The organism is Streptomyces sp. LBL (assembly GCF_029893585.1).
Lineage (GTDB): Bacteria > Actinomycetota > Actinomycetes > Streptomycetales > Streptomycetaceae > Streptomyces.
Map to the genome: position 1 here is coordinate 85836 of NZ_JARXYX010000015.1, position 26746 is coordinate 112581.

Genomic DNA, 26746 nt, shown 5'->3' on the forward strand with positions numbered 1-26746 from the left:
CCGTCCGCTCCCCGCTTCCGGCGCCGGCGCAGCCATCGCCCCACCGCACGATGTCGTTCGTCCGGCGATCGGTTCCGCCTTGGCGCCTGCCCGTGCCTCCTTCGGTACGACGTTGTTTTCGGGCGACGCTCCGGCGACTCGGGGTGCTGAACGCGTCCGACTCGGGGTGCCGGACGCGTCCCCCTTCTGTCAGACGGCGGCCCAGCCGTCGTCGACAGGGAGGATGGCTCCGTTGACGAAGGACGCGGCGTCGGAGGCCAGGTAGACGATGGCGTCGGCCTGTTCCTCCGCCGAACCCATCCGGCCCATGGTGGCGGCGCTCAACTGGCCGGCGATGGTGGGGCCGTGGGCTTCCCGGTCGGCGTCCACGCGCATGCTGGTCGTGGTGGGACCGGGGGCGACGGCGTTGGCACGGATGCCCTGTCCCCGGTACATGACGGCCAGGTTCTTCACCAGGCCGACGATGCCGTGCTTGGAGGCGGTGTAGGCGGCGCCCGCCGTGCTGCCGCGCAGGGCGGCCTCGGACGCGGTGAAGACGATCGAGCCGCGTCCGGCGGCGAGCATGTGCGGCAGAACCGCGCGGGTCAGGAGGAACGGTGCCGTGAGATTGATCCGGATGACCCGCTCCCACTCGCTGTCGCCTGTCTCGCCGAGCGCGGACATACGGTCCATGATCCCGGCGTTGTTCACCAGGACGTCCACGCGGCCGAAGGCATCGACGGCCCGCTCGACGACCTCGTCCACCACCTGCTGGTCGCTCAGGTCACCGACGACCGCGACAGCGGTTCCCCCGGCGGCGCCGATCTCCTCGACGGTCTCCTCGATGCCCGCCCGGTCCAGGTCCGCGACCAGCACCTTCGCGCCTTCCTGGGCGAACTTCAGGGCCGCGGCCCTGCCGATTCCGGACGCGGCTCCGGTGACGACGACACCGCGGCCTTCAAGCCCCGTATTGATCATCTGATGCACCTGTCTCTGAGGAGGTCTTCAACTGCCACACGCTGCCTTCTCCGTTGGCCGACAGGAGGAGGGAACCGTCCGAATCGACGGCAAGACCCGCGAACGGGGGCGGCGAACCGGGCATGCCGTGGGTGAACAGCCCGGGTTCGGTGCGGGGTGTGGTGTCCGGAGGTGATCCGACGGGCAGGTCCTCGGCGTCGACCCGGCTCTCTCCCGTGGTCAGGGAGACGGCCCACAGCCGTCGGTGTCCGACGTCGACCGTGAACAACTCGTCGCCGCGGACCGCCAGCCCCTGCGGTGCGCCGAGCCCGTCCGCGACGACCTCCGTCGTCCCGTCCTCCCTGATCCGGAGCACCGCCCCGAGCCGGTCGTCGCTCACATAGCAGCGCCCCGCGGTGTCGAAGGCCACGTCCATGGGGTGGCCGAGCCCTTCGGTGAGCACGGTGACCGTGTCGCTGTCGTCGATGGCCACAACCCGGCCGGCGCCCGCCTCGGCGACAACCAGCGAACCGTTCGGACCGACGGTGATGCCGACGGGCTGGTCGAGCCCGGTCGCTCGTTCCCGTGTGGTCCCGAGGTCGGGGTCGTGGGTGTGGACATCGCCGTACTGTGACGTGCTGTGCACGAATCCCCCCGCGGTGGCGAGCCCGTGCATGAACGGCGGCAACAGGTTGCGGGTGGTGACGTCGCCCTCGTCGGAGGGTGTCGGGTTCACCAGCCGGTAGTGGTCGGCCACGTACACCGTGCCGCCGAGGTCGACCGTCACACCGTAGGGGCCGTCGAGGCCGCGGGGGACGATCTCGCGGGTCCGGCCGTCGGGGTGCAGTTCGGTGACGCCGCCGCTGGCGTAGCTGGAGACGAACATGCGGTTCTCCGCGTCGAACGCCGCGTTGTCCAGGCCCACCAGGCCGCTGGTGACGAGCGTGCGCGAGCCGCTGCCGTGCAGGTCGAACCGGGTCACGATGCCTTCCACGCCCCGGGACAGGACATGCAGCACACCGCCCTGGTCGAAGCGGACCGCGACCGGCTCGTGCACGTCCTCGGCGACCACCTCGGGCACTCCGCCGTCCGGCGGGATGCGCCACACCTGGCCGGTCATCATGTGCGGGTAGTACAGCCAGCCGTCCGGACCGAGTTGCATGGCGTTGCCGAGCGCGAGTCCTTCGGTGAGCACCACGGCTTCGCCACCGTCCGGGAACAGTTCCAGCAGACGGCCGCCCGGCCGCATCTCGTTGACGAAGAGCCGGTCCCCGACGCAGGTGATGCCGTTGGGCACCTTCACTTCGGTCGAGACCAGGGAGTACTCGCCCTGCGGGCTGCGCCGCCACACTCGGCCGGGGACCAGGTCGGCGATGTACATCGACCCGTCCGCGCCGAAGGCGAGGTCGTCCGGCGACTGTACCGGGCCGTCCATCGGTACGACGACGTCCACGTCCCCGGTGGCGGGGTCGACGGCGCTGATCTGCCCGGCGAGGAACTGAGCGACGTACAGGCGCCCGTCCGGACCGAAGGCGACGCCGTTGGAACCCCACAGCCGACTCGGCGGGTTGAGGCGCCGGGCCTGCCAAGGGGTGTTCATGGACGGTCGGCTGCCCGTTGCGTCGAACCGGTTGGGATACGCAGTCCTCACGCCTCCTCCACCCCTACCAGCACGTCGTCCATGCCGCCGTCCGCACGCCAGCGCCGGAGCAGGTCGTGGAAGACGACCGGCCCGTCGGCGTACGCCACCCGCTCACCGGGCTTGCCCTCGTTGTTGTAGTAGCCCGGGGTGCACTCCGCCAGGAACGCCTGCAGGTCGGGTGCGTTCTCCCGGAGAGCGGCCAGCCAGGCGTCCTGCGCCGCGGAGGTCGGTTCGACGTACCGGGCCCGGCGCCTGCGAGCCGCGGCGACGACCTCCGCGACATGCTGGGCCTGCTCGTCGAGGACGTGGACGAAGTTCACAGCGGACGCGTTCTGCAGCGGGCCGAGCTGGAAGAGGTTGGGGAAGCCGTGGGCGTAGAAGCCGTGGAGGGTCTTCGGGCCCTCGGCCCAGGCCTCGAAGAGATGGACGCCTCCCCTGCCGTACACCGGGAGCCGGCCGGAGAGAATCCCGGAGACCCCGGTCTCGAAACCGGTCGCGAAGATGACGCAGTCCACCTCGTACGCGGTGTCGCCGACCACGACGGCGTTCTCCGTCATCCGTTCCACGCCGTGGGTGTCGGCCGTGTCGACGAGGGTGACGTCGGGCCGGTTGAAGGTCTGCAGGTAGTGGTCGCTGAACGTGGGCCGCTTGCACATGTAGCGGTACCACGGCTTGAGCTTCTCGGCCGTGGCCGGATCCTCGACGATCGTCTCCACGCGGGCGCGGATCTCGTTCATCTTCTGGAAGTCGGCGAGTTCGTAGGCGCGTTCGCGCTCCTCTGCCGGGACGTGCGCGTAGGCGTTGGTCGGGATCATCTTCTCCTGGAGCCGGGCGCTGCTCGTCCAGCCGTCGTTCACCAGGTCCTCGTCCGTGCGGACTCCGGTCACGACCTTGAGGAAGTTGTCCATGCGGTGCCGCTGCCAGCCCGGTTTCAGGGAGTTGGCCCATTCCGGGTCAGTGGGCCGGTTGTCGCGGACGTCCACGGAGGAGGGCGTGCGCTGGAACACGTACAGGTGCTCGGCGTCGGCGCCGAGGTGCGGCACGACCTGGATGGCGGTGGCGCCGGTGCCGATCAGGGCGACACGTTTGTCGGCGAGACCGGTCAGAGCGCCGTTCGCGTCGCCGCCGGTGTACGCGTAGTCCCAGCGGCTGGTGTGGAAGGTGTGGCCCCTGAAGGTCTCGATCCCGGGGATACCGGGAAGTTTCGCCTGGCTGAGCGTTCCGGTGGAGGCGATCACATAGCGGGCCCGCATACGGTCACCGCGGTCGGTGCTGACGATCCACTCCGACTCGGCCTCGTCCCAGCGGAGTTCACTCACGCTGGTCTGGAAGCAGGCGTCGTCGTAGAGGTCGAAGTGACGCGCGATGGCCTGCGCGTGCTGCCGGATCTCCTCCCCTGGCGCGTAGCGCCACTTCGGGACGTAGCCGACCTCCTCCAGCAGGGGTAGGTAGACGTACGACTCGATGTCGCAGTGGATGCCCGGGTAGCGGTTCCAGTACCAGGTGCCGCCGAAGTCCCCGCCCTTGTCGATCACCCGGATCGACTCCACGCCGGCCTGGCGCAGCCGGGCCGCGGCCAGCAGACCGCCGAAGCCGCCGCCGACGACCACCACTTCCACCCGGTCGTGCAGGGGGGCACGGGTGAAACCGGGGTCGGCGTAGGGGTCTTCGGCGTAGTAGCCGAACTCGCCGCCGACGCCCTGGTACTGGGCGTTGCCGTCAGGACGGATACGGCGCTCGCGTTCGGCATGGTAGCGAGCGCGTAAGGCCTCGAGATCGAGCCCGGGACCATGCGGCTGGATCGGACTGGAGGAGGTGTGGGGGGCGGACATCGAGGTCCTTCCTCTCTGTTCTGTGTTCCATCCGGGGTGCCGCCCGGGCCGCCTCACAAGGCATCCCGGGCCATCGCTCATGACATCGTCCGAGCCATCGGCGCTCGCTCGGCCGTGCCCCTCGTACGCCCGTCAGGTGCGGAAGTCGGGGGCGTCGGCTCGCCACCCTCCGTGACGGGTCTCGACGATCGTGTCGCGAGTGATCTGCCGTCGCAGACGTCGAAAATCTATCATTCAAAAACATTGGTGACCAGGGTGATCATCGCACCGTCATCACGTTCTTCGTGGAGCCCGGTTCGGGCTCGTGACCTGCGAGAGCGCCCGCCCCGTCCCGGAAGCGCCGACACCGGCACCGATGGCCCGACGAAGGGCTGATGGAGATCTGACGGAGGCCTGACGAAAGGCTGACGGGGCCTGACAGCCGCCCGCTCAACGTCCGTCTTCTACGTCCTGTACGTCGGAGCCGACATGGTTCCGGCGCTGATGCCGCCGGTGAGATGACGGCCCGTGACGATGGCTGCCCGTGACGATGGCTGCCGGGTGTCGCTTGGATCCTTGGAGCCCCGGTCAGCCGGCCGGCTCGGCCTCACGCCCCGAGGCGGCCGAAGGTACCAGCAGCCGCATGAACGTCTCGACGATCGTGGCGATGTCCACCGCGGGGTCGTGCATCCACTGGACCTGCAGGCCGTCCAGCACCGCCAGCAGTGTCCTGGCCAGGTGGTCGGCCGGTTCGTCGACCCGGACCACGCCGTTGTGCTGCTGCTCCTGGACGTACTGTGTCATCTCGGCCGCGAGGCTCCGGTAGCGCTCGGCGAAGTAGCTGTGCGCCGGGCTCTCCGGATCCGTGGCCGCCGCCGAGAGCGTGACGTACAGCTTGGCCAGGCCGGGATGGTCGGCGGCATGGCGTGTACTCGCCACGATGCCGTCGATCATGGAGTGGCCTTCGGCGAAGGCCTTGCCCATCACGTCCCTACGGTCCAGAACCGCGAGAAGCAGGTCGTCGCGTGTGGGGAAGTAGTAGGTCAGCGCCGGCTGCGTCACGCCGACCCGGTCGGCGATGTCCTGCAGTGAGGCGCGTTCTCCGTGCTCGTCGATGGCCTCGTAAGCGGCCTGGAGGATCTGCTCCCGGCGCTCCGCGCTCTTGCGGTACGGGCCTCGCGGCTTTCGCTGATGTGTCACTCGACAGACCGTACTTCACCGTGTTCATGGCGAGTGGGCCTATGGCCTGCACTGTTGTGCCTTGACGTTCACCCGCCACCGGCTACGAGCGGTACGCCGATGTTCTGCGGGTTCATGTGCGGCGGGTCATGCGGGTTCGTGCACGGTAGGTCATACGGGTTCCTGCACGGCCGGTCATACGGCTTCCTGCACGGCCGGGTTCCGTCGCGATCCTCCTCCGCCACCTCGCCGCCGGCCATCGAGGCGATGTGGAACGTGTCCGGTCCGGGTACGGCACCGGCCCACGTGGCGTCCGATACGTCGGCATCGCTGCGTCCGTCCGGGCGAAATCTCCCGTGCCGCGGCGCCGTGGACACGCAGGGCCGGGAGCCGTGTGGAGCATGGCTCCATGAGAGGCCGGTCAGAGCCGTCCGGCCACTACCGATGCTGTGGAGATGTGATGAGACGCACCTGCCTGGCTGCTGTTACATGGACGGTTGCTGTGGTGACGTTCACCGTCGGCACGAGTGGCTGCTCCAGTGGCAGCGGTTCCTCGTCGTCCTCGGCGTCCTCGAAGTCAGCGACGCCGTCGGGCGGGGCCGCGAGCAGTGCTCCCGGGTACGACACGAGCCCGTCCGCACCGGCGAGCAACGCCTCGGCCGGTGCGAAGGCCATGGTCAAGACCGCCACGGCCGGCAAGTTGGGCACCATCCTGGTCGACGCGAAAAGCCGCACCCTGTACCTGTTCGAGGCGGACAAGTCGACGACGTCGACCTGTAACGGTTCGTGCGCCGCGGCCTGGCCGCCGCTGCTCACGTCCGGCAACCCGACGGCGGGCGGCTCGGCCAAGGCGGGACTGCTGGGCACGACGAAGCGGTCCGACGGGAAGATGCAGGTCACTTATCACGGGCATCCGCTCTACGGGTACGCCGGAGACGCCGGCCCGGGCGACACGAACGGCCAGGGCCTCAACCAGTTCGGCGCCGCCTGGTACGTGCTCGACGACAGCGGCAAGAAGGTTGATCAGAGCTGACCACCACCGACTCCGCAGCCTGACAGGACACGAAGATGACCGCAGACCACCGCAGTCCGAGGCGGCGGTCTGCCGGGGGCGCCGCCTCGCTGGTACTGGGCGCCGCCGTGGCCGTGGCCGTGGCGATCTGGGTGACCGGGCGTCACCACAGCCCCCAGTACGCGATGGGACTGTTCGGCGCGCACGGCACCGACGCGGTCGACCTCAAGGCTCGTCTGGGAAGCGCCCTGTTCGGCCTTGCGCTCGTCCAGCTCCTGCTGGCTCTGTGGATGTACCACCGTCTTCCCGGCCTCGCGGCCGCGCCCCGCAGGGTCCGCACCGGACACCGGGTAGTGGGGTGGGTCGCCTTCCTGCTGTCGCTGCCCATCGCGTTCCACTGCGTCAGCACCTACGGCGTGGAGACGACCAGCACACGAGTTCTCCTGCACTCGGTGGCCGGCTGCGCACTGTACGGCGCGTTCGTCGCCAAGGTGCTTCTGGTACGCGGCCGCCGCCTGCCGGGCTGGATGCTCGCGGTCGCCGGCAGCGTCCTCTTCTGCGCCATCGGACTGCTGTGGTACTCCGGCGCGCTGTGGGTTCTCAACGGATTCGATGCCCCCGGGCTGTAAGAAGCACGAAGGCGCTCCCTCGTACGTAATACTCTCCGTATGAATGCAGGCGTTACCCCCAGGAGTGGGGCGACCACGATACGGAGGGCCGTCGCGCGGGACGCCAAACGACTCACGCGGCTCGTGCGTGGCTCACGCGCCTACGAAGGGCAGTACGCGGCCATGGTCGCGGACTACCGGGTCGGTCCCGACTACATCGAGACCCACCGCGTTTTCGTGGCCGTCGCCGCCGACGAGGACGACGGCCGTGTTCTCGGGTTCTACTCGCTCGTCCTGGCCCCGCCGGAGCTTGACCTGCTGTTCGTCACCGACCGAGCGCAGGGACGTGGTATCGGACGGCTGCTCGTCGCGCACATGAAGTCGGAGGCCCGCGCCGCGGGCCTCGACCGCGTCCGGGTGGTGTCGCATCCTCCCGCCGAGGGCTTCTACCGCAGCGTGGACGCGGTGCACACGGGAACAGTGTCCGCGAACCCACCCGCCGTGGTGTGGGACCGCCCCGAGCTGGAGTTCCTCATTTCGACCTGACCCGGCGTCAGCCCCTGCCGAGCTCCTTCAGAGCGGTCCGAAGGTGCCGACCGGCCTGGGGCTGGGCGAGACGGCGTAGTCCGTTGCCCAGTCCCGCAGGCGAACCGATCCGGCGAAGAACGTGAAGGCTCGGGGCGGCCTGCAGTCGGCTCAGCTGCCGTCGGGACGGGCGGCGCCGGCCGGGCGGAAGCACGCCGTCACCGTCTTGCCGTGCCGCTGACACTGCATCTGCCACTCGTCAGCGAGCATCCGCACAATCCCCACTCCGCGACCGGACACCTCACCCGGTTGCGGGTCACGCTGCCGCGGCAGTGTCGGGTCCTCGTCGTGGACGCTCACATGGAGGCAGTCGCCGTCCCAGGTAAGGACCACATGCGCGTCGCTGTGCGCGTGGACATGAGCATTGGTGACCAGCTCGGACACGGTCAGGACGACAGAATCCACCGTCTCCGGCTCAGCAGCGGTCCACGGCAGGAATTCCAACTGCTTTCGCGTCCACTGTCGCCCGGCGCGCACACCACCGGACACGGGAAACGAATGCGCCCAACCCATCGCCTTGACCGTCATCCGCTTCGCTCCCTGCCCTGCCATCCACAGCCGTCCGTACACTCACCGTGTACCCACCACCCGCGCCCGCAGGCACACCGGGCGACCAACTCCCCACTCGCGAACACGAACAGCCGCTGGGCTGCCCGCAGCCGCGTGCGATGTGGGTGCATCGACGCCTGGGGAGGCGGCGGTCCTCAGCTGGGGAGTGATGCCCAGAAGCGGCGCAGCACGTCTGCTCCCCGTTCGGGCCTGGCGCGGCCCGGCCCGGACCCGCCGGCGGGCGGTCGCACGTGGCCCAAGTCCCGTACGGGCGCCCGGCGAAGCCCGTCAGGCCGTGTGGTCGTAGAACCCGTGGCCGCTCTTGCGACCCAGGCGGCCGGCGGCGACCATACGGCGCAGCAGCGCGGGGGGCGCGTACAGAGGTTCCTTGAACTCTTCGTACATCGACTCCGCGACCGCCTGTGCGGTGTCGAGGCCGATGAGGTCGAGCAGGCGCAGCGGGCCCATGGGATGGGTGCAGCCCAGTTCCATACCACGGTCGATGTCCTCGGCAGTCGCGGATCCGGCCTCCACCATGCGTACCGCCGCCAGCAGGTAGGGAACGAGGAGTGCGTTGACCACGAAGCCGGAGCGGTCGGTCGCCTCCACGACCTCCTTGCCCAGGGCCTCGGAGGCGAAGGCCCTGGCCCGTACGAGAGTGTCGGGAGTCGTGGTGAGTGCCGGGATGATCTCGACCAGGGCCTGTACGGGTACGGGGTTGAAGAAGTGGATGCCCAGGACATGGGTGGGCCTGCGGGTCGCCACCGCCAGATCGACGATGGGGATCGACGAGGTGTTGGTGGCCAGAATCGCCTCGGTGTCGGTGACGACCTGGTCGAGGGTTTTCAGGACGCCGGTCTTCAGGTCACGGTTCTCGGCGACGGCCTCGATCACGAACTGGCGGTCGGCCAGGTCCCTGAGGTCGTCGGTGTAGCTCAGCCGGGCGCGTGCGCCGTCCCGTGCCTCCTCGGTGATCTTGCCGCGGCGCAGTCCGCGGTCGAGGGAGGCCTCGACGCGTCGGCGACCGGCCTCGGCTGCGCCGGCGGACGACTCGGCGACCAGTACGTCGATGCCGCTTCCGCCGAGGGCGGCGACTTCGGCGATGCCGGAGCCCATGAGACCGCAGCCGACGACACCGAGACGCGAGACAGTTTCCATGCGGGTGGCCCTTTGCGTGGGACGGAAAGCGGGGCGAAAGGTGGGGCGAAGAGTGGACAGGCCTGTGTGCAGGCCGTGTTCAGACGGTGCGGCGGTACTCGCCGCCGGCTTCGAAGAACGCCTCGGTGATCTCCTGGAATGAGCAGACCCGGGCGGCTTCCATCAGTACGGCGACGGCGTTCTCGCCATCGGGTGGGAGTCTCAGCGACGCACGGCTTTCAGCAGCTTCCCTCATCGATTGACTGTAGTCAATGAAAAGAAACCAGGGCGGTGCGGACGACCGACGCTCCGTCAGAACCAGCCGATCTGTCAGGAACCGGCGACTCCGTCAGGAACCGGCGACTCCGTCCGCGCGAGGCCGGCGGTACGGCTTCACCGCCCGGCGGGCGATGGCGAACCGATGGGTCTCGGACGGGCCGTCGTAGATCCGGAACGGCCGTACCTCTCTGATGAGGCGCGCCAGTGGGGCGTCCTCGGCCGAGATACCCAGGGCGCCGCAGATCTGCACCGCCCGGTCGACGACCCGGCCCACCGCCTCCGCCACGAAGACCTTGGAGACCGAGGAGAACTGCGACGCGCTCGCGGAACCGTTGTCCAACTCCCAGGCGGTGCGCCAGATCAACGCACGGCTCGCCTCGATGTCGATCTCGGAGTCGGCCAGCATCTGCTGCACCATGCCGAGATCCCCCAGCAGCGAGCCGAAGGCCTCCCGGGTCCCGGCCCGCTCCAGGGCGACGTCCTGGGCGCGCCGCGCGGACCCGAGCCAGCGCATGCAGTGGGTCAGCCGGGCGGGACCGAGGCGGACCTGGGCGTTCTCGAAGCCCCGGTGCACCTGACCGAGCACCTGGGCCTCGCCCACCACGCAGCCGTCGAACACGACCTCGCTGTGTCCGGCGAAAAGGCTCTCGTCGAGCGTGTCGATGTTCCTGACGATGCGCATGCCCGGGTTTCCGGCGTCGACGAGGAACATGGTGGCGCCGCCCGGACCACCGGGCCCGCCGTCGGTGCGGGCCATCACGATGGTGAAGTCGGCGCCGTCGGCACCGGTGATGAACCACTTGCGCCCGTCGATGCGCCAGCCGCCGTCGACCCGTACCGCCGTGGTCATCAGCGCGCGGGGGTCGGCGCCTGCGCCCGGCGCCGGTTCGGTCATCGCGAAGCACGAGCGGTACTCGCCGGCGGCCAGCGGGCGCAGATAACGCTCCTGCTGTTCCTCGGTGGCCACCTTCTCCAGCAGGTGCATGTTGCCCTCGTCCGGGGCGGCGCAGTTCAGTGCGAGCGGGCCGAGCACGGAGTAGCCGGCGGCTTCGAAGACCACCGCCTGCCCGCGCAGGTCGAGCCCGTGCCCTCCCCATCGCCCGGGGACCTGCGGTGCGAACACGCCCGCCGCACGCGCTGCCTTCTGCAGGGTTTCCCGCAGCGCCTGCGGGGCGTCGTGGACGGACCCGCCGCACGCACGCTCCGCCGGGATCACCACCTCGCGGACGAACGCGGCAGTGGCCTCGGCGAGCCGGGCGACTGGCGGATCGACATCGAACTGGATCGGCACGGTTCCTCCCGCCGACGGGCGAGCGGGCGCCGGTGCCCGCCGCATCGACGAAACTGTACAACGAATTAAGTTTCTCTCCAGAGGCGCAGACCAGGAAAGCGGAGCATCCAGCAGCGCTCCGCGCATATGCGATTGCCGAAACTGTATGGCGGGTCCAGTATGTGAGCTCTGTTTTCGACGGGCCGTTCCCGACGACGAGTGACGGCCGTTCGCCACGATGGGAGATCTCCGATGAGCGGTCAGCCGGTCCGGATCATCCGCCACCCCGACGGAATCGTCGAGCTGCTGCTGGACGACCCCACGCGCGCGAACGCCCTGGATCTCCCGACAGCCGAGGCCCTGCGCGACGCGGCCGCCCAGGTCGCCGCGGATCCGGGCGGCGCCGTCCTGCTGCGAGCCGCGGGCGGGAACTTCTGCGTGGGCGGCGACCTGCGCGCCTTCGCCGGCCGGGGCGCGGACACCTCCTCCTATGTGCACGCGGTCGCCACCGCCGCACACGAGGCCGTGCGGGTCCTGCACGAGGTGCCCGTGCCGGTGGTGACCGCCGTGCGCGGCGCGGCGGCGGGCGGCGGCATCGGGCTGGCCCTGACGGGCGACCTCGTGGTGGCGGCTCGGTCGGCGCGGTTCCGGCTGGCCTACACGGCGATCGGCCTCACGCCGGACTGCGGCGCCTCATGGGTACTGCAGCGCCTGCTGGGCCCCCGGCGGGCGGCGGACCTGATCCTCACGAACCGGGTCCTGACCGGCGACGACGCCGAGCGGTGGGGTCTGGTGTCGTGGGTCGTGGAGGACGCGGAACTGGACGACACCGCCTACCGCACGGCCGCCGGGCTGGCCGCCGGATCCACCCCGGCCCTACGGGCCGCGAAGGGTTTGCTGCGGGCCGGCAGCGGAGCGCGGCTGGAGGAACACCTCGCCGCGGAGGCGCGCTCGATCGCCGCCCTCGCAGGCGGCGCGGAGGCCCAGGCAGCGATGGACTCGTTCCTCGCCGCCCGGTCGCGCAGCAGGGCGCCCTCCGCCCGGCCGGTGCGGGAGGAGACGCGAAGTGTTTCTTGAGTACCTCTTCACTAACAGGGTTGCTCGGGCGTAACCTCCGGGCAACGCAGCTCGCAGTCGCCTGCGAGCACGACCGATCGCAGTCCGTGCGACCCACCACAGAGCGCAGTTCCTGCGACGCACCACTCATCGCAGCCCCTGCGACCCGGCAACCGTCGCCGCGCGGCATCAGCCCGCGCCCCACAGAGAAAGGTGTGGAGATGCATTCTGCTGCCGCGGAGCGGACAGACGCTCTCGACAAGTCGCTCACCGACGCCGTCATCGACCTCGTCCTGCGCGGCATGTGGCGCGGTGCGCCGGAATCCGAGTACCACCCGCTGGTCGACGCCGGGCTCGCCATGGTGAAGGGCCCGCTGGTGCTGCCCACCGAGTACGCGAAGAACGCCGCGGCGAAGATGCTGCGGATACCGGCGGGCTCGGAGCTTCAGGACCAGATCAACACCGTCTACGAGGCGTTCCTGCCGGTCAACCGGAAGGTGCGCGAGGTCTGCACGGCCTGGCAGTGCCGACCGGACGGCAGCGTCAACGACCACAACGACAGCGTCTACGACGCCGACGTGCGCGAGATGCTGGAGGACGTGCACGAGGCCATCCAGCCGGTGCTGCGCAGGCTGGAGCGGCTGCTCGCGGGCAGCGGGCGGTATCTCACCGGTCTTGAGGACGCGCTCGAGCGGTTCGACGACGGCGGCATGCAGTGGCTGGCCTCCCCCCTGTGCGACTCGTACCACACGGTGTGGATGCGGCTGCATCAGGAACTGCTGCTGGTCCTGGGCATCAGCCGGGCCCAGGACGAGGCTCTCGAAGAGGAGCTGGTCCGAAGGAGCCGAGGTTGAGCGTCACCGACCGACCGGCGGGACCCGTCGCGCAGCCCCAGCACGAGTCCCAGCTCCAGCCGCAGTCCCGGCCCCATCCTCAGCCCCAGTCCCCCGGCCTCGCCCTCGTGCCGTACGGCCAGGGACGGATCCGCGGGCTGGACGCCGAGGAGCTGGGTGCGCACGGAACCGCGATGGACCGGCTGGTGGCCCTCGGGCTGCCGGTCGTCCCGGGCCTGACGGTACCCGCGGGCTCGGCGCGGTCGCTGGGCGAAACCAGCACCGCCCGGGCGGCCGTCCGGCTCGTCGAGCAACTGTCGGGACGCCGGATCGGCGACCCGGGCCGGCCCCTGCTGCTGCGCCTGTCGGCGAGCGCGCCGAGCGAGGTCGCCGGACTGCCGCCGGACCTCGCCTGTCTCGGTGTCACTCCCGACAACGCCGGGGACCTGTGCGGCGTCATCGGCAGCGCGGAGGCACTGTACGAGGTGTGGGCGGCCACGGTCCGGATGATCGCGGAGTACGCCCTCGACGTACCGGCGGGGGTGCTGGACGACGCCCTTCTCGACGCCCCGGAGCCCCGCGCCCGGGTCGAGGCCCTGCTGTCCCTGGTCGCACGGCACGCCGAGCGTCCCTTCCCCCACGACCCGGCCGAACAGCTCGCCCTGGCCGCCCGGGCGGTCCTCGCGCGCTGGGACTCACCGCGCGCCCGAAGGTCACGCAAGGCCCAGAAGCTCCCCGCCGACCTGGGCATCGCCCTGCACGTACAGGCGCTGCGCGTCGGCCCCTCGGACCGCTCAGGCTACGGGACGGCAGTCAGCCGCCACCCCGCGACCGGCCGATTCGCCGCTCAGGGCTCGTACGTCCGAGGCGTACGCCGCAGCGCGCCGGCCCCGCACACCGGCGAACCGCTTCAACAGCCGGCCGCGGGCGCCACGCTCCTCGAGCATGCGCTGCTCACGCTCGAGCGCCATCTGCACGCACCGGTCTCCGTCGACTTCGAGGTCCGCGACGGTGAGGTCTCCCTGCTCGCCGCCTCGGTGCAGAGCCGTCCGCCGCTGCGCGCCTCGGTGTGCCTGGCGGCGGACCTGGCCCGGGACGGGGCGATCGACCAGGAAGAAGCCGTAAGGCGGATCACGCCGGCGCAGGTGCAGGAGCTGCTGCACCCGCAGCTGAGGCTGACCGGCGACGAGGAGCTCCTGGTACACGGGCTGCCCGCGTCCCCCGGCGCGGCGACCGGCGTCATCGTGTTGTCCGGCGAACGCGCCCTGGAGCTGGCCGCGGAGGGCACGCACGCCGTCCTGGTGATGCACGAGACCACCCCGGCCGACGTCCCCGGGATGCTGGCCGCCGCCGCGGTGCTCACCGCCAACGGGGGAATCTCCTCGCACGCGGCGGTGGTGGCGCGCGGAGCCGGCAAGCCCGCGGTGTGCGGCGCGGACGGACTGAGGGTCGACCGGGCGGCCGGCGCCGTACGGATCGGGGACCGGACGCTGCACGAGGGCGACCCCGTGTCACTCGACGGCCGTACCGGCGCCGTCTACGCCGGAACGCTGAGCATCAGTGTCGCCGGACCGCCGCCGGAACTGTCCACCCTGCTGGAGTGGGCGGACGACGCGCGGCGGCTCGGGGTGCGGGTCAACGCCGACACCGCGGCGGAGGTGCACACGGCCGTCGCCCTCGGCGCGGAGGGAGTGGGCCTGTGCCGTACGGAGCACCAGTTCCTCGGCGAGCGGCTGCCGCTGATCCGCAGCGTCATCCTGGCCGCCGATCCGGAGGCCCGCGACGAGGCGCTGCTCGCCCTGGAGCACGCCCAGCACGAGGACTTCAAAGCACTGCTGGCCGCGGTCGGCGACCGCCCCGTCACCGTGCGCCTGCTGGATGCGCCGCTGCACGAGTTCCTGCCCGCTCCGGGAGAGGCGGAGGCCGCCGGTGACACGGCGGCGGAGCAGCGGGCCGGGTCGCTGCGAGAGGCCAACCCGATGCTCGGGCTGCGCGGCGTGCGTCTGGCGCTGCTGCACGAACGGCTGTACCCGGCGCAGGCCGAGGCGCTCTTCTCCGCCTGGGCCGATGTCGCCGCCACGGGGGTCACGCCCCAGTTGGAGGTGATGATCCCGCTGGTCAGCCTTCCGGAGGAGCTTCGAGCCGCGGCCGGTTTCGTGCGCGACGCGGCCGCCACGGTCACGGCGCGTACCGGTGTGCAGGTGCCGTACCGGCTGGGCACGATGATCGAGACTCCGCGGGCCGCTCTGCTGGCCGGCGAACTCGCCGAGCACGCCGAGTTCTTCTCCTTCGGCACCAACGACCTCACACAGCTCACCTACGGGTTCTCCCGGGACGACGTGGAACGCCAGGTGCTCACCGCGTACCAGGAGCGCGGGTTCCTCACCGCCAACCCCTTCGCCCGGCTCGACCCGCACGGCGTCGGCGCGCTGATCGCCCTGGCCGTGGAGAAGGCCAGGACCGTCCGGCCCGACATCAAACTCGGCGTGTGCGGTGAGCACGGCGGGGACCCCGAGTCGATCGCGTTCTGCGACGACCTGGGACTGGACTACGTCTCCTGCTCCGCGCACCGCGTGCCGGTCGCCCGCATGGCGGCTGCACACAGTGCGCTGCGCGAGCGTGGGAGCGATGAGAACGGGACAGCGCCATGCCGACGGTGACCGGCCACTCCGATGCGTCGGCCGCGGCGCCCGCTGCCTCCGCTGTCTCCGCTGTCTCCGCGGCCTGGCCTGCCTCCGCTGCCTCCGCTGCCGAGTTGGACGATCTGCGCGAGACCGTACGGTCGGTGTGCGTGGACGCGGGCGGCATCGCGGCCGTACGCGCGCTCGACGCGTACGCCCCAGGTATCGACGCCGACCTGTGGGACGCCCTCGGCCGGCAGGTGGGCCTCGCGGCCCTCGGTCTGCCGGAAACCGCCGGGGGCCTCGGCGGCCTTGCCGAGATCGCCGTGGTCTGCGAGGAGCTGGGCAGGACGCTGGCGCCGGTGCCGTTGTTGTCCTCCACCGTGCTGGCCGGGCAGGTGCTGGCCGGCTGCGGCACCGTCATGGAGTCGGCGGCGGAGCCGACCGAGGGTCGGGTGAGCGCGCCGGCCGCACTGGCCGCACTGGCCGAAGGGCGGGTGCACGCGCTGGCGGTGGCCGCGCCCGACGGTGTGTGGCGAGCGGACGCCGTGCCGGTGGGGGTCACCCGGCGAGGCGGCGTCACCGTCCTGGACGGCACCGCTCCCTTCGTGCTGGACGGGGCCGACGCCGCGACGCTGGTGGTGGCGGCCGCCGGTCCCGACGGCGTGGACCTCTTCCTCGCCGACCCGCGTGAGCCGGGCGTGAGCGTCCGCCGGGTGCCCACCCTGGACCTGAGCCGGGGCCAGGCGGTGGTCACGTTCTCCGGTGCCCGGGCTCATGCGCTGACCACCGGCGGCGAGGGCGCGCGGGTCGTCACCCGCGCCCTGGACACGGCCCTGGTGGCGCTGGCCGCCGAGCAGCTCGGCGGTGCGCAGGCGGCCCTGGACATAACGGTGGCGCATGTGCGGGACCGTACGCAGTTCGGCAGGGCCATCGGCAGTTTCCAGGCGGTCAAGCACGCCTGCGCAGACATGCTGCTCCAGGTCGAGTCCGCACGCTCCGCCGTGGTGCGCGCGGTCGGTGCGGCCGCGCGCCCACAGGCGCTCGCGGAGGCCGCTGCGGTGGCTCAGTCCTGGTGCGGCGAGGCGTTCACATCCGTCGCGGCGGAGTGCGTCCAGTTGCACGGCGGCATGGGCTTCACCTGGGAACACGACGCGCACCTGTACTTCCGGCGCGCGCAGTCCGACGCCGTGCTGCTGGGCGGTGCGGCGCACCACCGGGAGCGGCTCGCCGGGTTGCTGGGCTGGTAGCCCATAGCCGGAAGAAACGACATGCGGACATGCGGACAGGATGACAGGACGACAGGACGACAGGACGACAGGACGACAGGACGACAGGACGACAGGACGACAGGACAGCATGACCACCAGACTCGTCGACGACGACCTGTTCGACAGCGCGGATCCACCGCGCCTCGTGGGCGCCCGCTGCACAGGGTGCGGCACCGTCGTCTTTCCCCGGCAGGACTCCTGCCCCAAGTGCTCGGACGGGACCATGACCGCGCACCCGCTGCCGGTGCGGGGGCGGGTGTGGTCGTGGACGGCGCAGGCGTTTCCGCCCAAGCCGCCGTACCGGCCGCCGGCCGACGGACATCGGCCGTACCAGGTGGGCTACGTGGACCTCGGTGAGGTGCTGGTCGAGGCGCGGCTGGAGGTGCCCCGCCCGGAGGTACGGATCGGGCTTCCGGTCCGGCTGACGACAGTGCCCGCGTACCGGGACGAGGACGGGACCGATGTGCTGACCTTTGCTTTCCACCCCGATCCGGAAGGGCAGCGATGAGCGGGGCCGACGAGATCTACGTGGTCGGATGCGGGATGCACCCCTTCGGCCGCGACGAGAACGTGACCGGGATGGACATGGCGGCACGGGCGGTACGGGCGGCGCTGGCCGACGCCGGTGTCGCCTGGCAGGACATCGGTTACGCGGCCGGCGGCTCCGATGTGTCCGGCAAGCCCGACACGCTGGTGGGCCGGTTGGGGCTGACCGGTGTGCCGTTCGTCAATGTGCAGAACGGCTGCGCGACCGGCGCGTCCACGGTGCTCGCGGTGGCCAACGCGCTGCGGGCGGGCGAGGCGTCGCTGGGCCTGGCCGTGGGCTTCGACAAGCACGAGCGGGGCGCGTTCCACGTCTCCGCGGCCCGTTACGGTCTCGGTGACTGGTACGCGGAGACCGGGATGATGCTGACGACCCAGTTCTTCGCCCTGAAGACGCAGCGCTATCTGTACGAGCACGGAATTCCGGAGCGGGCGCTGGCGAGGGTGGCCGCGCGCGCCTTCCGCAACGGCTCCCGCCATCCCCTGGCCTGGCGGCGCAAGGAGCTGACGGAGGAGGAGATCCTGCACTCCGCCGAAGTGAGCCCGCCGCTCACCCAGTACATGTTCTGCTCGCCGGGTCAGGGCGCGGCCGCGCTGGTGCTGGCGCGCGGCGACCGCGCGTTCGACCTGTGCGAACGGCCGGTCAGGCTGGCGTCGTTGGCCTTCCGGACCAGACGGTTCGGCTCGTTCGAGGTCTTCTCGCCCTGGCTGCCGCCGGGACCGCACCGCAGTCCGAGCGTCGACGCGGCGGAGGCGGTCTTCCGTGGGGCGGATCTGCGGCCCGCCGATGTGCGGGTGGCTCAGTTGCAGGACACCGACAGCGGCTCGGAGCTGATCCATCTGGCGGAGACCGGGCTGTGCGGCCACGGCGAGCAGGAGGAACTGCTGGCCTCGGGCGACACCGACCCCGCCGGCCGGATCCCGGTCAACACCGACGGCGGGTGCCTGGCGGGCGGCGAGCCGGTCGGCGCTTCGGGGCTACGCCAGTTCCACGAGGTCGTACGGCAGTTGCAGGGCCGCGCTCCGGGAGTGCAGGTGCCTGGCGCACCCCGGGTGGGCTTCACCCATGTGTACGGGGCGCCGGGGATCAGCGCGTGCGCGGTGCTGACGGTCTGAGCGGCCCAGCACCTCGCGTCGCCGACAGGCGGACAACCCGGGCTCTGTCGTGGTGGGCGGACGCTCTGGCCTGGTGGGCGCGGACCGTCTCCCCGGTCGCGTCGGCGTCCCGGGCGGCGCGCTCGGCTCAGGCCGGTGTGGCCTCGGACTCGGTCTTCCGTTCGACCTTCTGATCGACCTTCTGATCGGCCTTCTGATCGGCCTTCTGATCGGCGGCGACGATGCGCAGTGCCAGCGCCCTGACCGCCTCCTGTACGGACCGGGACGGCAGCTGGGACAGCGGCCCACCCTCCGTCCGCAGCGCGGTCACGAGGATGGTCGTACTGATCAGGGTGCGGACCGCGAGCGCCTGCGAGGCGTGCCGTGCCTTGGCCGCCCGAGGGCTGCGCGTGGGGCTCTCGGGCAGATAGTCGTACGCCCGCTGGATGTGCCGCTGCTCGAACTCGTCGCGCAGCAGCTTGATGTTGCCGTTGGCGGAGGCGATCTGGACCTGGTAGAGCCGGGCCTCGTCCGGGTTCTTCTCCACCCACTCCCATACGGCGTCGATGACACGCAGCAACCCCTCGGCGTCACCCGGCTCGGTGTCCGGCCGAGCCGTCTCCACGACCGTGTTCAGCTGGTCGAAGACCCGCCGCATCGCCAGTTCGAGCAGTTCCTCCTTGCCCGCGAAGTGGTAATAGACGGCCGTGGGCACCACCTGGGCCTCGTCCGCGATGTCCTGCACGCTGGTCTCCGCGAAGCCGTTGCGGCCGAACACCCGGACAGCGGCGCTGATGATGTGCTGTCGTCGCGACGGGCGGTGGGCGGGCTGCTTGCCGTTCGTGGTGGCCATCATGCTCCCTGGCGGTTGCCGTGACCGGTGCCTGTCGCCCCGGCGCACTGACCATGTTATCCAGTTACTGTCCCTGGCCGGGTCCGTAAATCGTGGTACCCCAGTGGTTCTGGAGCGTGAAGATCACGGCATACTTGACACCATGACTACATCCGGGACGCGTGCCGCTCACCGCCCTTCGCGCAGGCAGACGGTGATCGAGGCAGCCACGGAACTCTTCGCCACCCAGTCTCCGGACGAGGTGACGGTGGCCGACATCGCGGCCCGGGCGGAGATGACGTCGGCCGCCGTGTACTACCACTTCTCCTCCAAGGACCAGGTCCTGGTGGAGGGGATGCGGGTGTTCGCCGCCGCACTGCGTGCGCAGGTGGAGACGCTGACCGAGGCGCACGAGCCCGGCTCGGACATCGGTCCGGCCGTGACGGCGCTGGTGGTCTGGCTGGGCGAACACCGGTCCGCCTCCACCGTGTTCTTCGTGTCCTCGGCCGGCATGAGCCAGGAGGCGGAGGCGCTGCGTCACGAGATCCGTACGCAGTTGCTGGAGGAGTTGGCCGGGCTGGTCCGCAAGGGTCGCGAGCCGGTCTCGGACGCCGAGGCTGCGGTGATCGGCCTGGGTGTGCTGGCGCTGCTCGAAGCGGCGGCGGTCTCGCAGGTCCGAGGGGACGACGTGTACCGCTCCCTCGGGCACCGTTCGTTCCTGAGCGAGGTGGGCCGGCTCGCCGAGCGGATCGCCGATCCGGCGGCCGAGTAGCGGGACCGAGCGGCACGATCCGAGCGGGCAGGCCCGGGTGATGGGCCGCGCCCGCCGACCGGATGCAGTGGGATCGGTCGACGGGCGCGGGGCCGGTGACATCAGACGAGAAGCCGTAGCGGTGTGCGCAACAGCTCCGCGACCGTGCGCAGATACTCGGCCGCGGGCGCCCCGTCCACGGCACGGTGGTCGAAGGTGAGGCTCAGGGTGAGCACCTGGGTGCGCCTCGGTTGCTCATCCGCCCACTCGACGCCGTCCCGGAGTCTGCCCACTCCGAGGATGGCGACGTTGCCGGGGTTGATCACGGGGGTGAAGAAGTCGACGCCGTACCCGCCCAGCGAGGTGACGGTGAATGTGGCCCCTTCCAGCAGCGCCGGGGAGATTCGGCCCGATCGGGCCTTGTCCGCCAACTCCCGTGTCTGGCGGGCCATTTCGGGCAGCGGCAGCTTCGCGGCGTCCTCGATCACCGGGACGAGCAGGCCGCCTGGCACCGCGACGGCGAACCCGAGGTGGATGGCCTCGTAGAGGTGAACGCCGTCCTCGCTCACCGCGGCGTTGAGCAGGGGGTGTTTTCGGAGGGCCAGTGCGGAGGCCTTCAGCAGGAAGTCGTTGAGGCTGGGCACCGGCAGGTCGCTGTCGGCCCACTCACGCTTCAACTGGGCCCGCAGCGCCACGACGCCGTCCATCCGCACCTCGTAGCCGTGCGTCAGCTGTGCCATCTCCTGGAGGCTGGCGTGCATCCGGCGGGCGATGGTGCCGCGCATCCCGGTGAGGGGGATGACGTCTCCGGGCTGTGGCGAGGCGGCGGCCGGGCGGGCCGTCGTCGGGGACGGTGCCGATGCCGTTGCCGGGGTGACTGGCTCCGAGGCGGCGGCGTCGAGATCGGCCCGCCGGATCCGGCCACCGGGTCCGGTGCCGCGTACGTCCGCGAGGTCGATGCCCCGCTCCTTCGCCACGCGGCGGACCAGGGGAGAGACGGGGGTCACCGTGTCTGCCGGCAGGGTGGTGGGCGGTTGCGGCGGCGCCGGGGCGAGCAGGTACTCCTCCACGTCCTCGGAGACGATCCGGCCGCCGGGCCCGGTGCCGCGTACGGCGCTGAGGTCGACGCCCGCTTCGGCCGCCACCCGCCGGGCGTTCGGCGAGGCCAGGAGCCGGCTCGCCGAGCCGTTGTCCCCCACGCCGCCGAGCCCGACCGCACTGTTGAGACCACCGGGGTCATGGAGACCACCGGTGCCGTCGTGCGACGGCACCACGGGGGGAACGCCCTCCGCAGTCGGTACCCCATCCGGGCCGGGTGCCCCGGAGTCGGCGAGTACGGGCGCACGCCCCGGGGCCGGCGGCTGCTCTCCTTCGGCCAGCAGCCAGCCGATGAGCGCCCCGGCCGGGACGGTCCTCCCGGCCGGAACCACGGGGTGGAACAGTCCCCCGGCCTCCGCCTCGACGTCCACGTCGACCTTGTCGGTGGCCAGCCGCACCAGTGGGTCCCCCTCCGAGACGGCGGCGCCGGGCCGCACGAGCCACTCGTCGATCGTCCCTTCCTGCATGGTCAGGCCGATCTTCGGCAGCAGAACCTCGACCGCCACTTCGGTCACGACCTTTCGAGGAGACGACGGCAGCCGCGCACGATGCGGGCCTGGTCGGGCACATAGGCCTGCTCCAGCACCGGGGAGAAAGGAACCGGGGAGAAGGGAGCGCCCACGCGCAGGACCGGCGCGTCGAGGTGGTCGAAGGCCGCGTCCTGGATCTGGGCGGCGATCTCCGCGCCGAGCCCGCCGAAGGTGACGGCCTCATGCACGACGAGGACCCGGTTGGTGCGGCGCGCGGAGGCGATCATCGTCTCGGTGTCCAGGGGCTGCACGGTGCGGGGATCGATGACCTCGACGTCGATGCCGTCGACGGCCAGTTCCCCGGCCGCCGCGAGAGCTTCGCCCACCATGCGGCCCAGGGCGATGACGGTGACGTCGGAGCCCTGCCGCACGGTGTGGGCCTGGCCGAGCGGGATCCCGTAGATCTGCTCGGGCACCTCGCTCCTGCTGCCCAGCAGGACCTTGTTGAGCATCACGACGACCGGGTTGTCGTCGCGGATCGCGGAGACGGTCAGGCCCTTGGCGGTGTAGGCGTCGCACGGCATCACGACCTTGAGGCCGGGGACGTGTGCGAGCCAGGCCTCCAGGCTCTGGCTGTGCTGGGCTGCCGCGCCGAGGCCCGCGCCGGAGGCGGTGGTGATGGTGAGCGGCACGGAGACGGAGCCGCCGAACATGTACTTCATCTTGGCGGCCTGGTTGACGATCTGGTCCAGGCAGACGCCGATGAAGTCCATGAACATCAGGTCGACGACGGGGCGCAGTCCCCGGGCTGCGGCTCCCACACCCAGGCCGACGAGCGCGGCCTCGGAGATCGGGGTGTCGATCATGCGTCGGGGGCCGAACTCGTCGAGCAGGTTGTCGAACATACGGAAGACACCGCCGTAGCCGGCCACGTCCTCGCCGGCGACGAAGACGTTCTCGTCCTCGCGCATGGCCTGCGCCAGCCCCTCGTTGAAGGCCTTGACGTAGGTGAGCTTGCGGGCCGTGCCGCCCGGGGCGAGAGCGGGCGCTTCGGAGACGGTGGTCATGGCGGTCACCCCGAGTAGACGTTGAGGAGCAGGTCGGCGGTGTCGGGCAGCGGGCTGGCCTCGGCGTACGCGATGGCCTCGGCGATCTCGTCGCGGGTGCGCTGCCAGGTGTCGTCCAGCTCGGCGCGGGTGGCGGTGCCGTCGGCGAGGGCACGGGCCTCCAGCAGGTCGATCGCGTCGCGGGCCTTCCACTCCTCGACCTCCTGCTGCGAGCGGTAGGGGTGACGCAGTCCCTTGACGCCCTGGTGGTCGTAGTAGCGGTAGGTCTTGGCCTCGATGAACATGGGGCCCTCGCCGGCCCGGGCGCGTGCCACGGCCTCGACGGTGGCTCGGTGGACGGCGAGCGCGTCCATGCCGTCGACGATCACGCTGGGCATGCCGTAGGCGGCGGCCCGGTCGGCGACGTCGGTGATCAGCATGTGCTTCGACTGCGGGGTGAACTCGGCGTAGCCGTTGTTCTCGCAGACGAAGAGGACCGGCAGCCGCAGTATCGCGGCCATGTTGGCGCCCTCGTGGAAGCTGCCGATGTTGGTGGCTCCGTCGCCGAAGAAGGTGACGGCGATGTTGTCCTCGCCCCGGTACCGGGCGGCGAAGGCGGCGCCGACGGCGATCGGGACGCCGGCGCCGACGATGCCGTTGGCGCCGAGCATGCCGAGGGTGACGTCGTTGATGTGCATGCTGCCGCCGCGGCCGAGACAGGCGCCGGTCACGCGGCCGTACAGCTCGGCGTACATGTGCTTGAAGCTGACGCCCTTCGCCACGGCGTGTCCGTGTCCCCGGTGTGTGGAGGTGATCTGGTCGTCGTCACGGAGGGCCGCCATCACACCCGCGGCAACGGCCTCCTGACCGACGTAGAGGTGCAGGAAGCCGGGCAGCTTGCCGGCTTCCATGAGTTTTCCCGCCTCGGTCTCGAACAGGCGGATGCGCACCATGCGCTCGTGCAGATCCCTGACGACCTGCGCGGATGCCTGGTTCGCGGCCACATCGGCCGACTTCTTCGATGCCCTTTGAGCCATCGTCCGCCCCTTCGCCCCGAGCGAGGTGTGTCATGCGATCGGACTGTGTTGTGCCGGACTTTGCCGTGCCGGACTTTGTTGTGCCGGACTTTGCCGTGCCGGACTTTGTTGTGTCTGTCTACAGTAACCAGCAAGGGCACCTTACTGAAGAGGTTCTCTAATTACTATGCCTCGGACCGACCTGCCCCCCGAACCCCTCCGCGCTCGTCGGCCAACTCCAGCGCGTTACCCTCCGGATCCGCCCAGAAACTGATGCGGCGACCGCGCGCCCACACGACGACCGGGTCCGAGAGCGGCCGGGCTCCGCCTGCCGCCAGAGCCGCCACGACCGGGTCCATGTCGTCCAGATGGAAGGTGAGATACGACAGCCCCCGGCGCGCGGTCAGCGGCAGGACCGGCGGGGCGGGGCTCGGGGAGGACCGGGGTTGTATCAGCTTGACGCACCCCCCGGAGGGCACCTGAAGCCAGACGACGAGCAGCTCGTCGCCCAGCCCGGCCGGGACGCCGACGGACGCCGGGATGCGGGAGCGGTGCACCGGGCGGCAACCGAGCACCTCACCGTAGAAGCGCTCCATCAGCTCCAGGTCGCGCACGACGACGCCCGCCTCGAACGGCTCGGTCATGCGCGCCCGCGCCCTTCCCGACACCCGGTCGACCTTGCCCTCGGTCATGCGCGCCCGCACCCTCTCGGACGCCTGGTCGACCTTGTCCTCGGCCATCACACCACTCCTCCGTCGAGTGTGCGGCCATCACACTCCCGCAACTGGATCCGGTCCATAGAAAGATCGCCTCGCATCTGAACCCATTTGCCCCGGGCGAAGACGATGTGACCTGCGGGTCACCGAGCAGCCACTTCCCCACTTTCTATTGACAGACAACACTTACCCCTGTTGTCGTGTCGGTCACAGCCCAGCCGCCGCATCAGAACCCCTTCATCAGCTCGCGGCCGGGAGGATTGAGAGGACATCGTGGTCCAGACCAGTACACCGGAGGCCCGGGGGGCCGACGCCGGACGTCAGACGCCGCCGGCACCGGAATACTCCTCGTGGATCAGCCAGGACCGGTCGACCGACCCCGCGTCCGTGGCGATGCGGCGGGAGGCCGCCGAGCTCGTCGAGCGCGTGATGGAGCACTACCGCACCAACACGACGCACGAGGTGGACGGCCAGTGGACCGAACCCGTCGCCCACTATCTCGACGCCGACCGCTGGCAGCGGGAGACGGACGCCGTGCACCGCACCGTCCCCCTGCCGCTCGCCATGTCCGCCGAGCTTCCCGGGCCGAACACCTACAAGGCCCTGGACGTGCTCGGCGTGCCGGTCCTGATCACCCGGGACCGGCAGGGCGCCGTCCACGCGATGATCAACGCCTGCCGGCACCGCGGCGCCAAGATCATCGAGCCCGGCTGCGGTGTGTCGAAGCGGCTCACCTGCCCGTACCACTCCTGGTCGTACGACCTGACCGGGGAGTTGCGGGGCGTGTACGCCGAGAAGACCTTCGGGGATGTGTCCCGCGCGGGGCGCAGCCTGGTGCGGCTCCCGGCCGGGGAACGCGCCGGCATCGTCTTCGTCTCGCTGGACCCCGCGGCCGAGCCCGACCTGGATGCCTGGCTGGGTGATCTGCAGCCGCTGCTGGAGGGGCTGCGCCTCGCGGAGTGTCACCACTACTCCACCAAGGAGCTGACCAGTCCCAACTGGAAGGTCACGCTCGACGGCTACCTGGAGACGTACCACTTCGCCTCGCTGCACCCGAAGACGGTGTTCGAGACGAACCTCTCCAACCTGATGGCCCATGACACCTGGGGCCCTCACCAGCGCCTTTCACCTGCCCTGCGCCCTATCGCGCGGGCGGTCGAGCTGCCCCCGGAGCAGCGGGACCCCGGAGAGTGCGTGGGAGCCATCTACTGGCTCTACCCCGGACTGGCGATAGCCGGGGGCTGGCGCAGCAAGATCGCCGTCTCCCTGGTACTCCCCCGGACGGCCACCGAGTCGGTCACGCAGCAGATCATCCTGCTGCGTGAGCCGGCCGCCACCGACGAGGAGCGCCACGCCGCCGACCAGTTCGGCGAGTGGTTCCACGAGGTGGTCCGCGACGAGGACTACGCGACCACCTACGGAGTCCAGCAGGGGTTGAAAGCCCTGGACGGGACCGACTTCGTCTTCGGACGCAACGAACCCGGACTCCAGCACTTCCACCGCACCGTTCACGAGCACCTGGGAAGAGCCGCCAGGTGACCAACCCACAAGACGCGCAGGAGAACAACATGGTGGCTACGGGCAGCCTCGACGGACGTGTCGCGGTGATCACGGGCAGCACACGCAGCATCGGCCGCGCGATCGCCGAGGCCTTCCTCGCCCAGGGCGCCACGGTCGTCATCAGCGGCCGTTCCGAGCTCAAGGGCAAGCAGGCCGTGGAGGAGATCGACGCCGGGGACCGGGTGATCTTCCACCCCTGCGACGCCAACCGCCAGGAGGACATCGAGGCCCTCGCGGACTTCGCCGCGGAGCGCTTCGGCCGGCTCGACATCTGGGTCAACAACGTCGGCGGCACCTCGGGCTTCGCCCCCGTCCACCAGCTCAGCGACGAGGCCTGGCACGACGCCCTCAACCTGAACCTCAACGCCTACTTCTACGGCACCCGCCGCGCGTTGCCGAAGATGCTGGAGGGCGGCTGGGGCCGCATCATCAACATCTCCTCCGTCGAGGGCAAGCAGGCCAACAAACCGGCGATCAGCCACTACATCACCAACAAGCACGCCATCCATGGCCTGACCAAGGCGACCGCCTTCGAGTACGGCACCCAGGGCATCACCTGCAACGCCATCTGCCCGGGCGCCGTCGACACCGACCTGATGCGGGCCGCGGGCCCCGCCGCGGCCGAGGCCGAGGGCATCTCGTACGAGGTGTGGCTGGGCCGCTTCGCCGAGCACGCCGCCACCAAGCAGATCACCACCGTGGAGCAGGTCGCGGCGGTCGCCTCGCTGCTCGCGAGCGAGAACGGCGCCGGCATCACGGGCACGCTGATCAGCGTGGACGGCGGTACGGCGCAGTGGTAGGCGCAGGAGCAGAAACCGGCACAGTCGTAC

Annotated in this window: 26 protein-coding genes; 12 read left to right on the plus strand and 14 right to left on the minus strand. The window is 70.7% G+C overall.

The genetic code is table 11. The features are described 5' to 3' along the window. Positions 1–189: 189 nt before the first annotated feature. The 5 genes from M2271_RS19630 to M2271_RS19650 form a co-directional block, all read right to left on the minus strand. The gene (locus tag M2271_RS19630; RefSeq protein ID WP_280888555.1) at positions 190–957 is read right to left on the minus strand and encodes an SDR family oxidoreductase; all 768 of its coding nucleotides are present in this window, start codon (positions 955–957) and stop codon (positions 190–192) included. After that, complete coding sequence (locus tag M2271_RS19635) at positions 938–2536, minus strand: SMP-30/gluconolactonase/LRE family protein (RefSeq protein ID WP_280888655.1); 1599 nt, start codon at positions 2534–2536, stop codon at positions 938–940. Before M2271_RS19635 ends, M2271_RS19630 begins: the two co-directional genes overlap by 20 nt. Before the next feature lie 47 nt (positions 2537–2583). Beyond that, positions 2584–4410: an NAD(P)/FAD-dependent oxidoreductase gene (locus M2271_RS19640; protein WP_280888556.1), complete on the minus strand. Its 1827-nt coding sequence runs from the start codon at positions 4408–4410 to the stop codon at positions 2584–2586. Positions 4411–4977: 567 nt separating this feature from the next. Next, on the minus strand, positions 4978–5589 hold the full coding sequence (locus M2271_RS19645) for a TetR/AcrR family transcriptional regulator (RefSeq protein ID WP_280888557.1): 612 nt from the start codon (positions 5587–5589) through the stop codon (positions 4978–4980). A 417-nt stretch (positions 5590–6006) separates the two neighbouring features. Next, positions 6007–6258, minus strand: coding sequence for a hypothetical protein (locus tag M2271_RS19650; RefSeq protein ID WP_280888558.1), 252 nt, complete (start codon positions 6256–6258; stop codon positions 6007–6009). On the opposite strand from M2271_RS19650, the gene M2271_RS19655 reads away from it, so the two are divergent. Genes M2271_RS19655 through M2271_RS19665 form a run of 3 tightly spaced genes read left to right on the plus strand, consistent with a single transcriptional unit; the run spans position 6242 to position 7734 of the window. After that, entirely contained in the window at positions 6242–6601 is a 360-nt protein-coding gene (locus M2271_RS19655) for a hypothetical protein (protein WP_280888559.1), read from the plus strand. The genes M2271_RS19650 and M2271_RS19655 overlap by 17 nt on opposite strands. Before the next feature lie 35 nt (positions 6602–6636). Further along, positions 6637–7209: a DUF6529 family protein gene (locus tag M2271_RS19660; protein ID WP_280888560.1), complete on the plus strand. Its 573-nt coding sequence runs from the start codon at positions 6637–6639 to the stop codon at positions 7207–7209. 39 nt (positions 7210–7248) lie between these two features. Next, positions 7249–7734 (plus strand): GNAT family N-acetyltransferase, encoded by a 486-nt coding sequence (locus M2271_RS19665; RefSeq protein ID WP_280888561.1) that lies wholly within the window; start codon positions 7249–7251, stop codon positions 7732–7734. A gap of 150 nt (positions 7735–7884) precedes the next feature. On the opposite strand, the gene M2271_RS19670 is transcribed toward M2271_RS19665, so the two are convergent. From M2271_RS19670 to M2271_RS19685, 4 genes are all read right to left on the minus strand, one after another. Further along, positions 7885–8301: an ATP-binding protein gene (locus tag M2271_RS19670; RefSeq protein WP_280888656.1), complete on the minus strand. Its 417-nt coding sequence runs from the start codon at positions 8299–8301 to the stop codon at positions 7885–7887. A gap of 309 nt (positions 8302–8610) precedes the next feature. Next, positions 8611–9480 carry a 3-hydroxybutyryl-CoA dehydrogenase gene (locus M2271_RS19675; protein WP_280888562.1) on the minus strand — a complete coding sequence of 290 codons (870 nt, stop codon included), beginning with the start codon at positions 9478–9480 and terminating at the stop codon, positions 8611–8613. A gap of 79 nt (positions 9481–9559) precedes the next feature. After that, positions 9560–9715 carry a hypothetical protein gene (locus M2271_RS19680; protein ID WP_280888563.1) on the minus strand — a complete coding sequence of 52 codons (156 nt, stop codon included), beginning with the start codon at positions 9713–9715 and terminating at the stop codon, positions 9560–9562. A 93-nt stretch (positions 9716–9808) separates the two neighbouring features. After that, positions 9809–11029: an acyl-CoA dehydrogenase family protein gene (locus M2271_RS19685; RefSeq protein ID WP_280888564.1), complete on the minus strand. Its 1221-nt coding sequence runs from the start codon at positions 11027–11029 to the stop codon at positions 9809–9811. Positions 11030–11260: 231 nt separating this feature from the next. Here M2271_RS19685 and M2271_RS19690 point away from each other — a divergent pair, with 231 nt between their 5' ends. The 6 genes from M2271_RS19690 (at position 11261) to M2271_RS19715 (ending at position 18448) form a co-directional block, all read left to right on the plus strand. Continuing rightward, positions 11261–12085 carry an enoyl-CoA hydratase-related protein gene (locus M2271_RS19690; RefSeq protein ID WP_280888565.1) on the plus strand — a complete coding sequence of 275 codons (825 nt, stop codon included), beginning with the start codon at positions 11261–11263 and terminating at the stop codon, positions 12083–12085. Between the two features lie 200 nt (positions 12086–12285). Then, positions 12286–12918: a hypothetical protein gene (locus tag M2271_RS19695; protein WP_280888566.1), complete on the plus strand. Its 633-nt coding sequence runs from the start codon at positions 12286–12288 to the stop codon at positions 12916–12918. After that, positions 12915–15557: a putative PEP-binding protein gene (locus M2271_RS19700; RefSeq protein ID WP_280888567.1), complete on the plus strand. Its 2643-nt coding sequence runs from the start codon at positions 12915–12917 to the stop codon at positions 15555–15557. Before M2271_RS19695 ends, M2271_RS19700 begins: the two co-directional genes overlap by 4 nt. Then, the gene (locus M2271_RS19705; RefSeq protein WP_280888568.1) at positions 15545–16768 is read left to right on the plus strand and encodes an acyl-CoA dehydrogenase family protein; all 1224 of its coding nucleotides are present in this window, start codon (positions 15545–15547) and stop codon (positions 16766–16768) included. Before M2271_RS19700 ends, M2271_RS19705 begins: the two co-directional genes overlap by 13 nt. A 109-nt stretch (positions 16769–16877) precedes the next feature. Beyond that, positions 16878–17297, plus strand: a complete 420-nt coding sequence (locus tag M2271_RS19710; protein ID WP_280888569.1) for an OB-fold domain-containing protein — start codon at positions 16878–16880, stop codon at positions 17295–17297. Then, on the plus strand, positions 17294–18448 hold the full coding sequence (locus M2271_RS19715; protein WP_280888570.1) for a thiolase family protein: 1155 nt from the start codon (positions 17294–17296) through the stop codon (positions 18446–18448). The genes M2271_RS19710 and M2271_RS19715 overlap by 4 nt, the downstream gene beginning before the upstream one ends. 127 nt (positions 18449–18575) lie before the next feature. Here M2271_RS19715 and M2271_RS19720 read toward each other — a convergent pair whose 3' ends face one another. Then, positions 18576–19283: a TetR/AcrR family transcriptional regulator gene (locus M2271_RS19720; RefSeq protein WP_280888571.1), complete on the minus strand. Its 708-nt coding sequence runs from the start codon at positions 19281–19283 to the stop codon at positions 18576–18578. A 139-nt stretch (positions 19284–19422) separates the two neighbouring features. Here M2271_RS19720 and M2271_RS19725 point away from each other — a divergent pair, with 139 nt between their 5' ends. After that, positions 19423–20031 (plus strand): helix-turn-helix domain-containing protein, encoded by a 609-nt coding sequence (locus tag M2271_RS19725; protein WP_280888572.1) that lies wholly within the window; start codon positions 19423–19425, stop codon positions 20029–20031. Positions 20032–20132: 101 nt separating this feature from the next. Here M2271_RS19725 and M2271_RS19730 read toward each other — a convergent pair whose 3' ends face one another. The 4 genes from M2271_RS19730 to M2271_RS19745 all read right to left on the minus strand — a co-directional run bounded on the left by M2271_RS19730 (position 20133) and on the right by M2271_RS19745 (position 24380). After that, positions 20133–21623, minus strand: a complete 1491-nt coding sequence (locus M2271_RS19730; RefSeq protein ID WP_280888573.1) for a 2-oxo acid dehydrogenase subunit E2 — start codon at positions 21621–21623, stop codon at positions 20133–20135. After that, a complete protein-coding gene (locus M2271_RS19735) occupies positions 21620–22645 on the minus strand; it encodes an alpha-ketoacid dehydrogenase subunit beta (protein WP_280888574.1) in 1026 nt (341 codons plus the stop codon). The genes M2271_RS19730 and M2271_RS19735 overlap by 4 nt, the downstream gene beginning before the upstream one ends. A 5-nt stretch (positions 22646–22650) precedes the next feature. Further along, positions 22651–23661, minus strand: coding sequence for a thiamine pyrophosphate-dependent dehydrogenase E1 component subunit alpha (locus tag M2271_RS19740; RefSeq protein WP_280888575.1), 1011 nt, complete (start codon positions 23659–23661; stop codon positions 22651–22653). Between the two features lie 164 nt (positions 23662–23825). After that, positions 23826–24380 carry a VOC family protein gene (locus M2271_RS19745; RefSeq protein WP_280888576.1) on the minus strand — a complete coding sequence of 185 codons (555 nt, stop codon included), beginning with the start codon at positions 24378–24380 and terminating at the stop codon, positions 23826–23828. Positions 24381–24629: 249 nt separating this feature from the next. Here M2271_RS19745 and M2271_RS19750 point away from each other — a divergent pair, with 249 nt between their 5' ends. Both M2271_RS19750 and M2271_RS19755 read left to right on the plus strand, forming a co-directional pair. Then, entirely contained in the window at positions 24630–25895 is a 1266-nt protein-coding gene (locus tag M2271_RS19750; RefSeq protein ID WP_280888577.1) for an aromatic ring-hydroxylating dioxygenase subunit alpha, read from the plus strand. Next, positions 25892–26716: an SDR family NAD(P)-dependent oxidoreductase gene (locus tag M2271_RS19755; RefSeq protein ID WP_280888578.1), complete on the plus strand. Its 825-nt coding sequence runs from the start codon at positions 25892–25894 to the stop codon at positions 26714–26716. Before M2271_RS19750 ends, M2271_RS19755 begins: the two co-directional genes overlap by 4 nt. The last annotated feature ends 30 nt before the right edge of the window (positions 26717–26746 follow it).

What these genes read in the sequence shown, in the direction of transcription:
- M2271_RS19690 (WP_280888565.1), top strand. Translation starts at nt 11,261, where the DNA reads ATGAGCGGTCAGCCGGTCCGGATCATCCGCCACCCCGACGGAATCGTC.
- M2271_RS19630 (WP_280888555.1), bottom strand. Translation starts at nt 957, where the DNA reads ATGATCAATACGGGGCTTGAAGGCCGCGGTGTCGTCGTCACCGGAGCC.
- M2271_RS19675 (WP_280888562.1), bottom strand. Translation starts at nt 9,480, where the DNA reads ATGGAAACTGTCTCGCGTCTCGGTGTCGTCGGCTGCGGTCTCATGGGC.
- M2271_RS19635 (WP_280888655.1), bottom strand. Translation starts at nt 2,536, where the DNA reads ATGAACACCCCTTGGCAGGCCCGGCGCCTCAACCCGCCGAGTCGGCTG.
- M2271_RS19740 (WP_280888575.1), bottom strand. Translation starts at nt 23,661, where the DNA reads ATGGCTCAAAGGGCATCGAAGAAGTCGGCCGATGTGGCCGCGAACCAG.
- M2271_RS19720 (WP_280888571.1), bottom strand. Translation starts at nt 19,283, where the DNA reads ATGATGGCCACCACGAACGGCAAGCAGCCCGCCCACCGCCCGTCGCGA.
- M2271_RS19660 (WP_280888560.1), top strand. Translation starts at nt 6,637, where the DNA reads ATGACCGCAGACCACCGCAGTCCGAGGCGGCGGTCTGCCGGGGGCGCC.
- M2271_RS19705 (WP_280888568.1), top strand. Translation starts at nt 15,545, where the DNA reads ATGCCGACGGTGACCGGCCACTCCGATGCGTCGGCCGCGGCGCCCGCT.
- M2271_RS19655 (WP_280888559.1), top strand. Translation starts at nt 6,242, where the DNA reads ATGGTCAAGACCGCCACGGCCGGCAAGTTGGGCACCATCCTGGTCGAC.
- M2271_RS19665 (WP_280888561.1), top strand. Translation starts at nt 7,249, where the DNA reads ATGAATGCAGGCGTTACCCCCAGGAGTGGGGCGACCACGATACGGAGG.
- M2271_RS19745 (WP_280888576.1), bottom strand. Translation starts at nt 24,380, where the DNA reads ATGGCCGAGGACAAGGTCGACCAGGCGTCCGAGAGGGTGCGGGCGCGC.
- M2271_RS19725 (WP_280888572.1), top strand. Translation starts at nt 19,423, where the DNA reads ATGACTACATCCGGGACGCGTGCCGCTCACCGCCCTTCGCGCAGGCAG.
- M2271_RS19640 (WP_280888556.1), bottom strand. Translation starts at nt 4,410, where the DNA reads ATGTCCGCCCCCCACACCTCCTCCAGTCCGATCCAGCCGCATGGTCCC.
- M2271_RS19735 (WP_280888574.1), bottom strand. Translation starts at nt 22,645, where the DNA reads ATGACCACCGTCTCCGAAGCGCCCGCTCTCGCCCCGGGCGGCACGGCC.
- M2271_RS19715 (WP_280888570.1), top strand. Translation starts at nt 17,294, where the DNA reads ATGAGCGGGGCCGACGAGATCTACGTGGTCGGATGCGGGATGCACCCC.
- M2271_RS19695 (WP_280888566.1), top strand. Translation starts at nt 12,286, where the DNA reads ATGCATTCTGCTGCCGCGGAGCGGACAGACGCTCTCGACAAGTCGCTC.
- M2271_RS19670 (WP_280888656.1), bottom strand. Translation starts at nt 8,301, where the DNA reads ATGACGGTCAAGGCGATGGGTTGGGCGCATTCGTTTCCCGTGTCCGGT.
- M2271_RS19710 (WP_280888569.1), top strand. Translation starts at nt 16,878, where the DNA reads ATGACCACCAGACTCGTCGACGACGACCTGTTCGACAGCGCGGATCCA.
- M2271_RS19680 (WP_280888563.1), bottom strand. Translation starts at nt 9,715, where the DNA reads ATGAGGGAAGCTGCTGAAAGCCGTGCGTCGCTGAGACTCCCACCCGAT.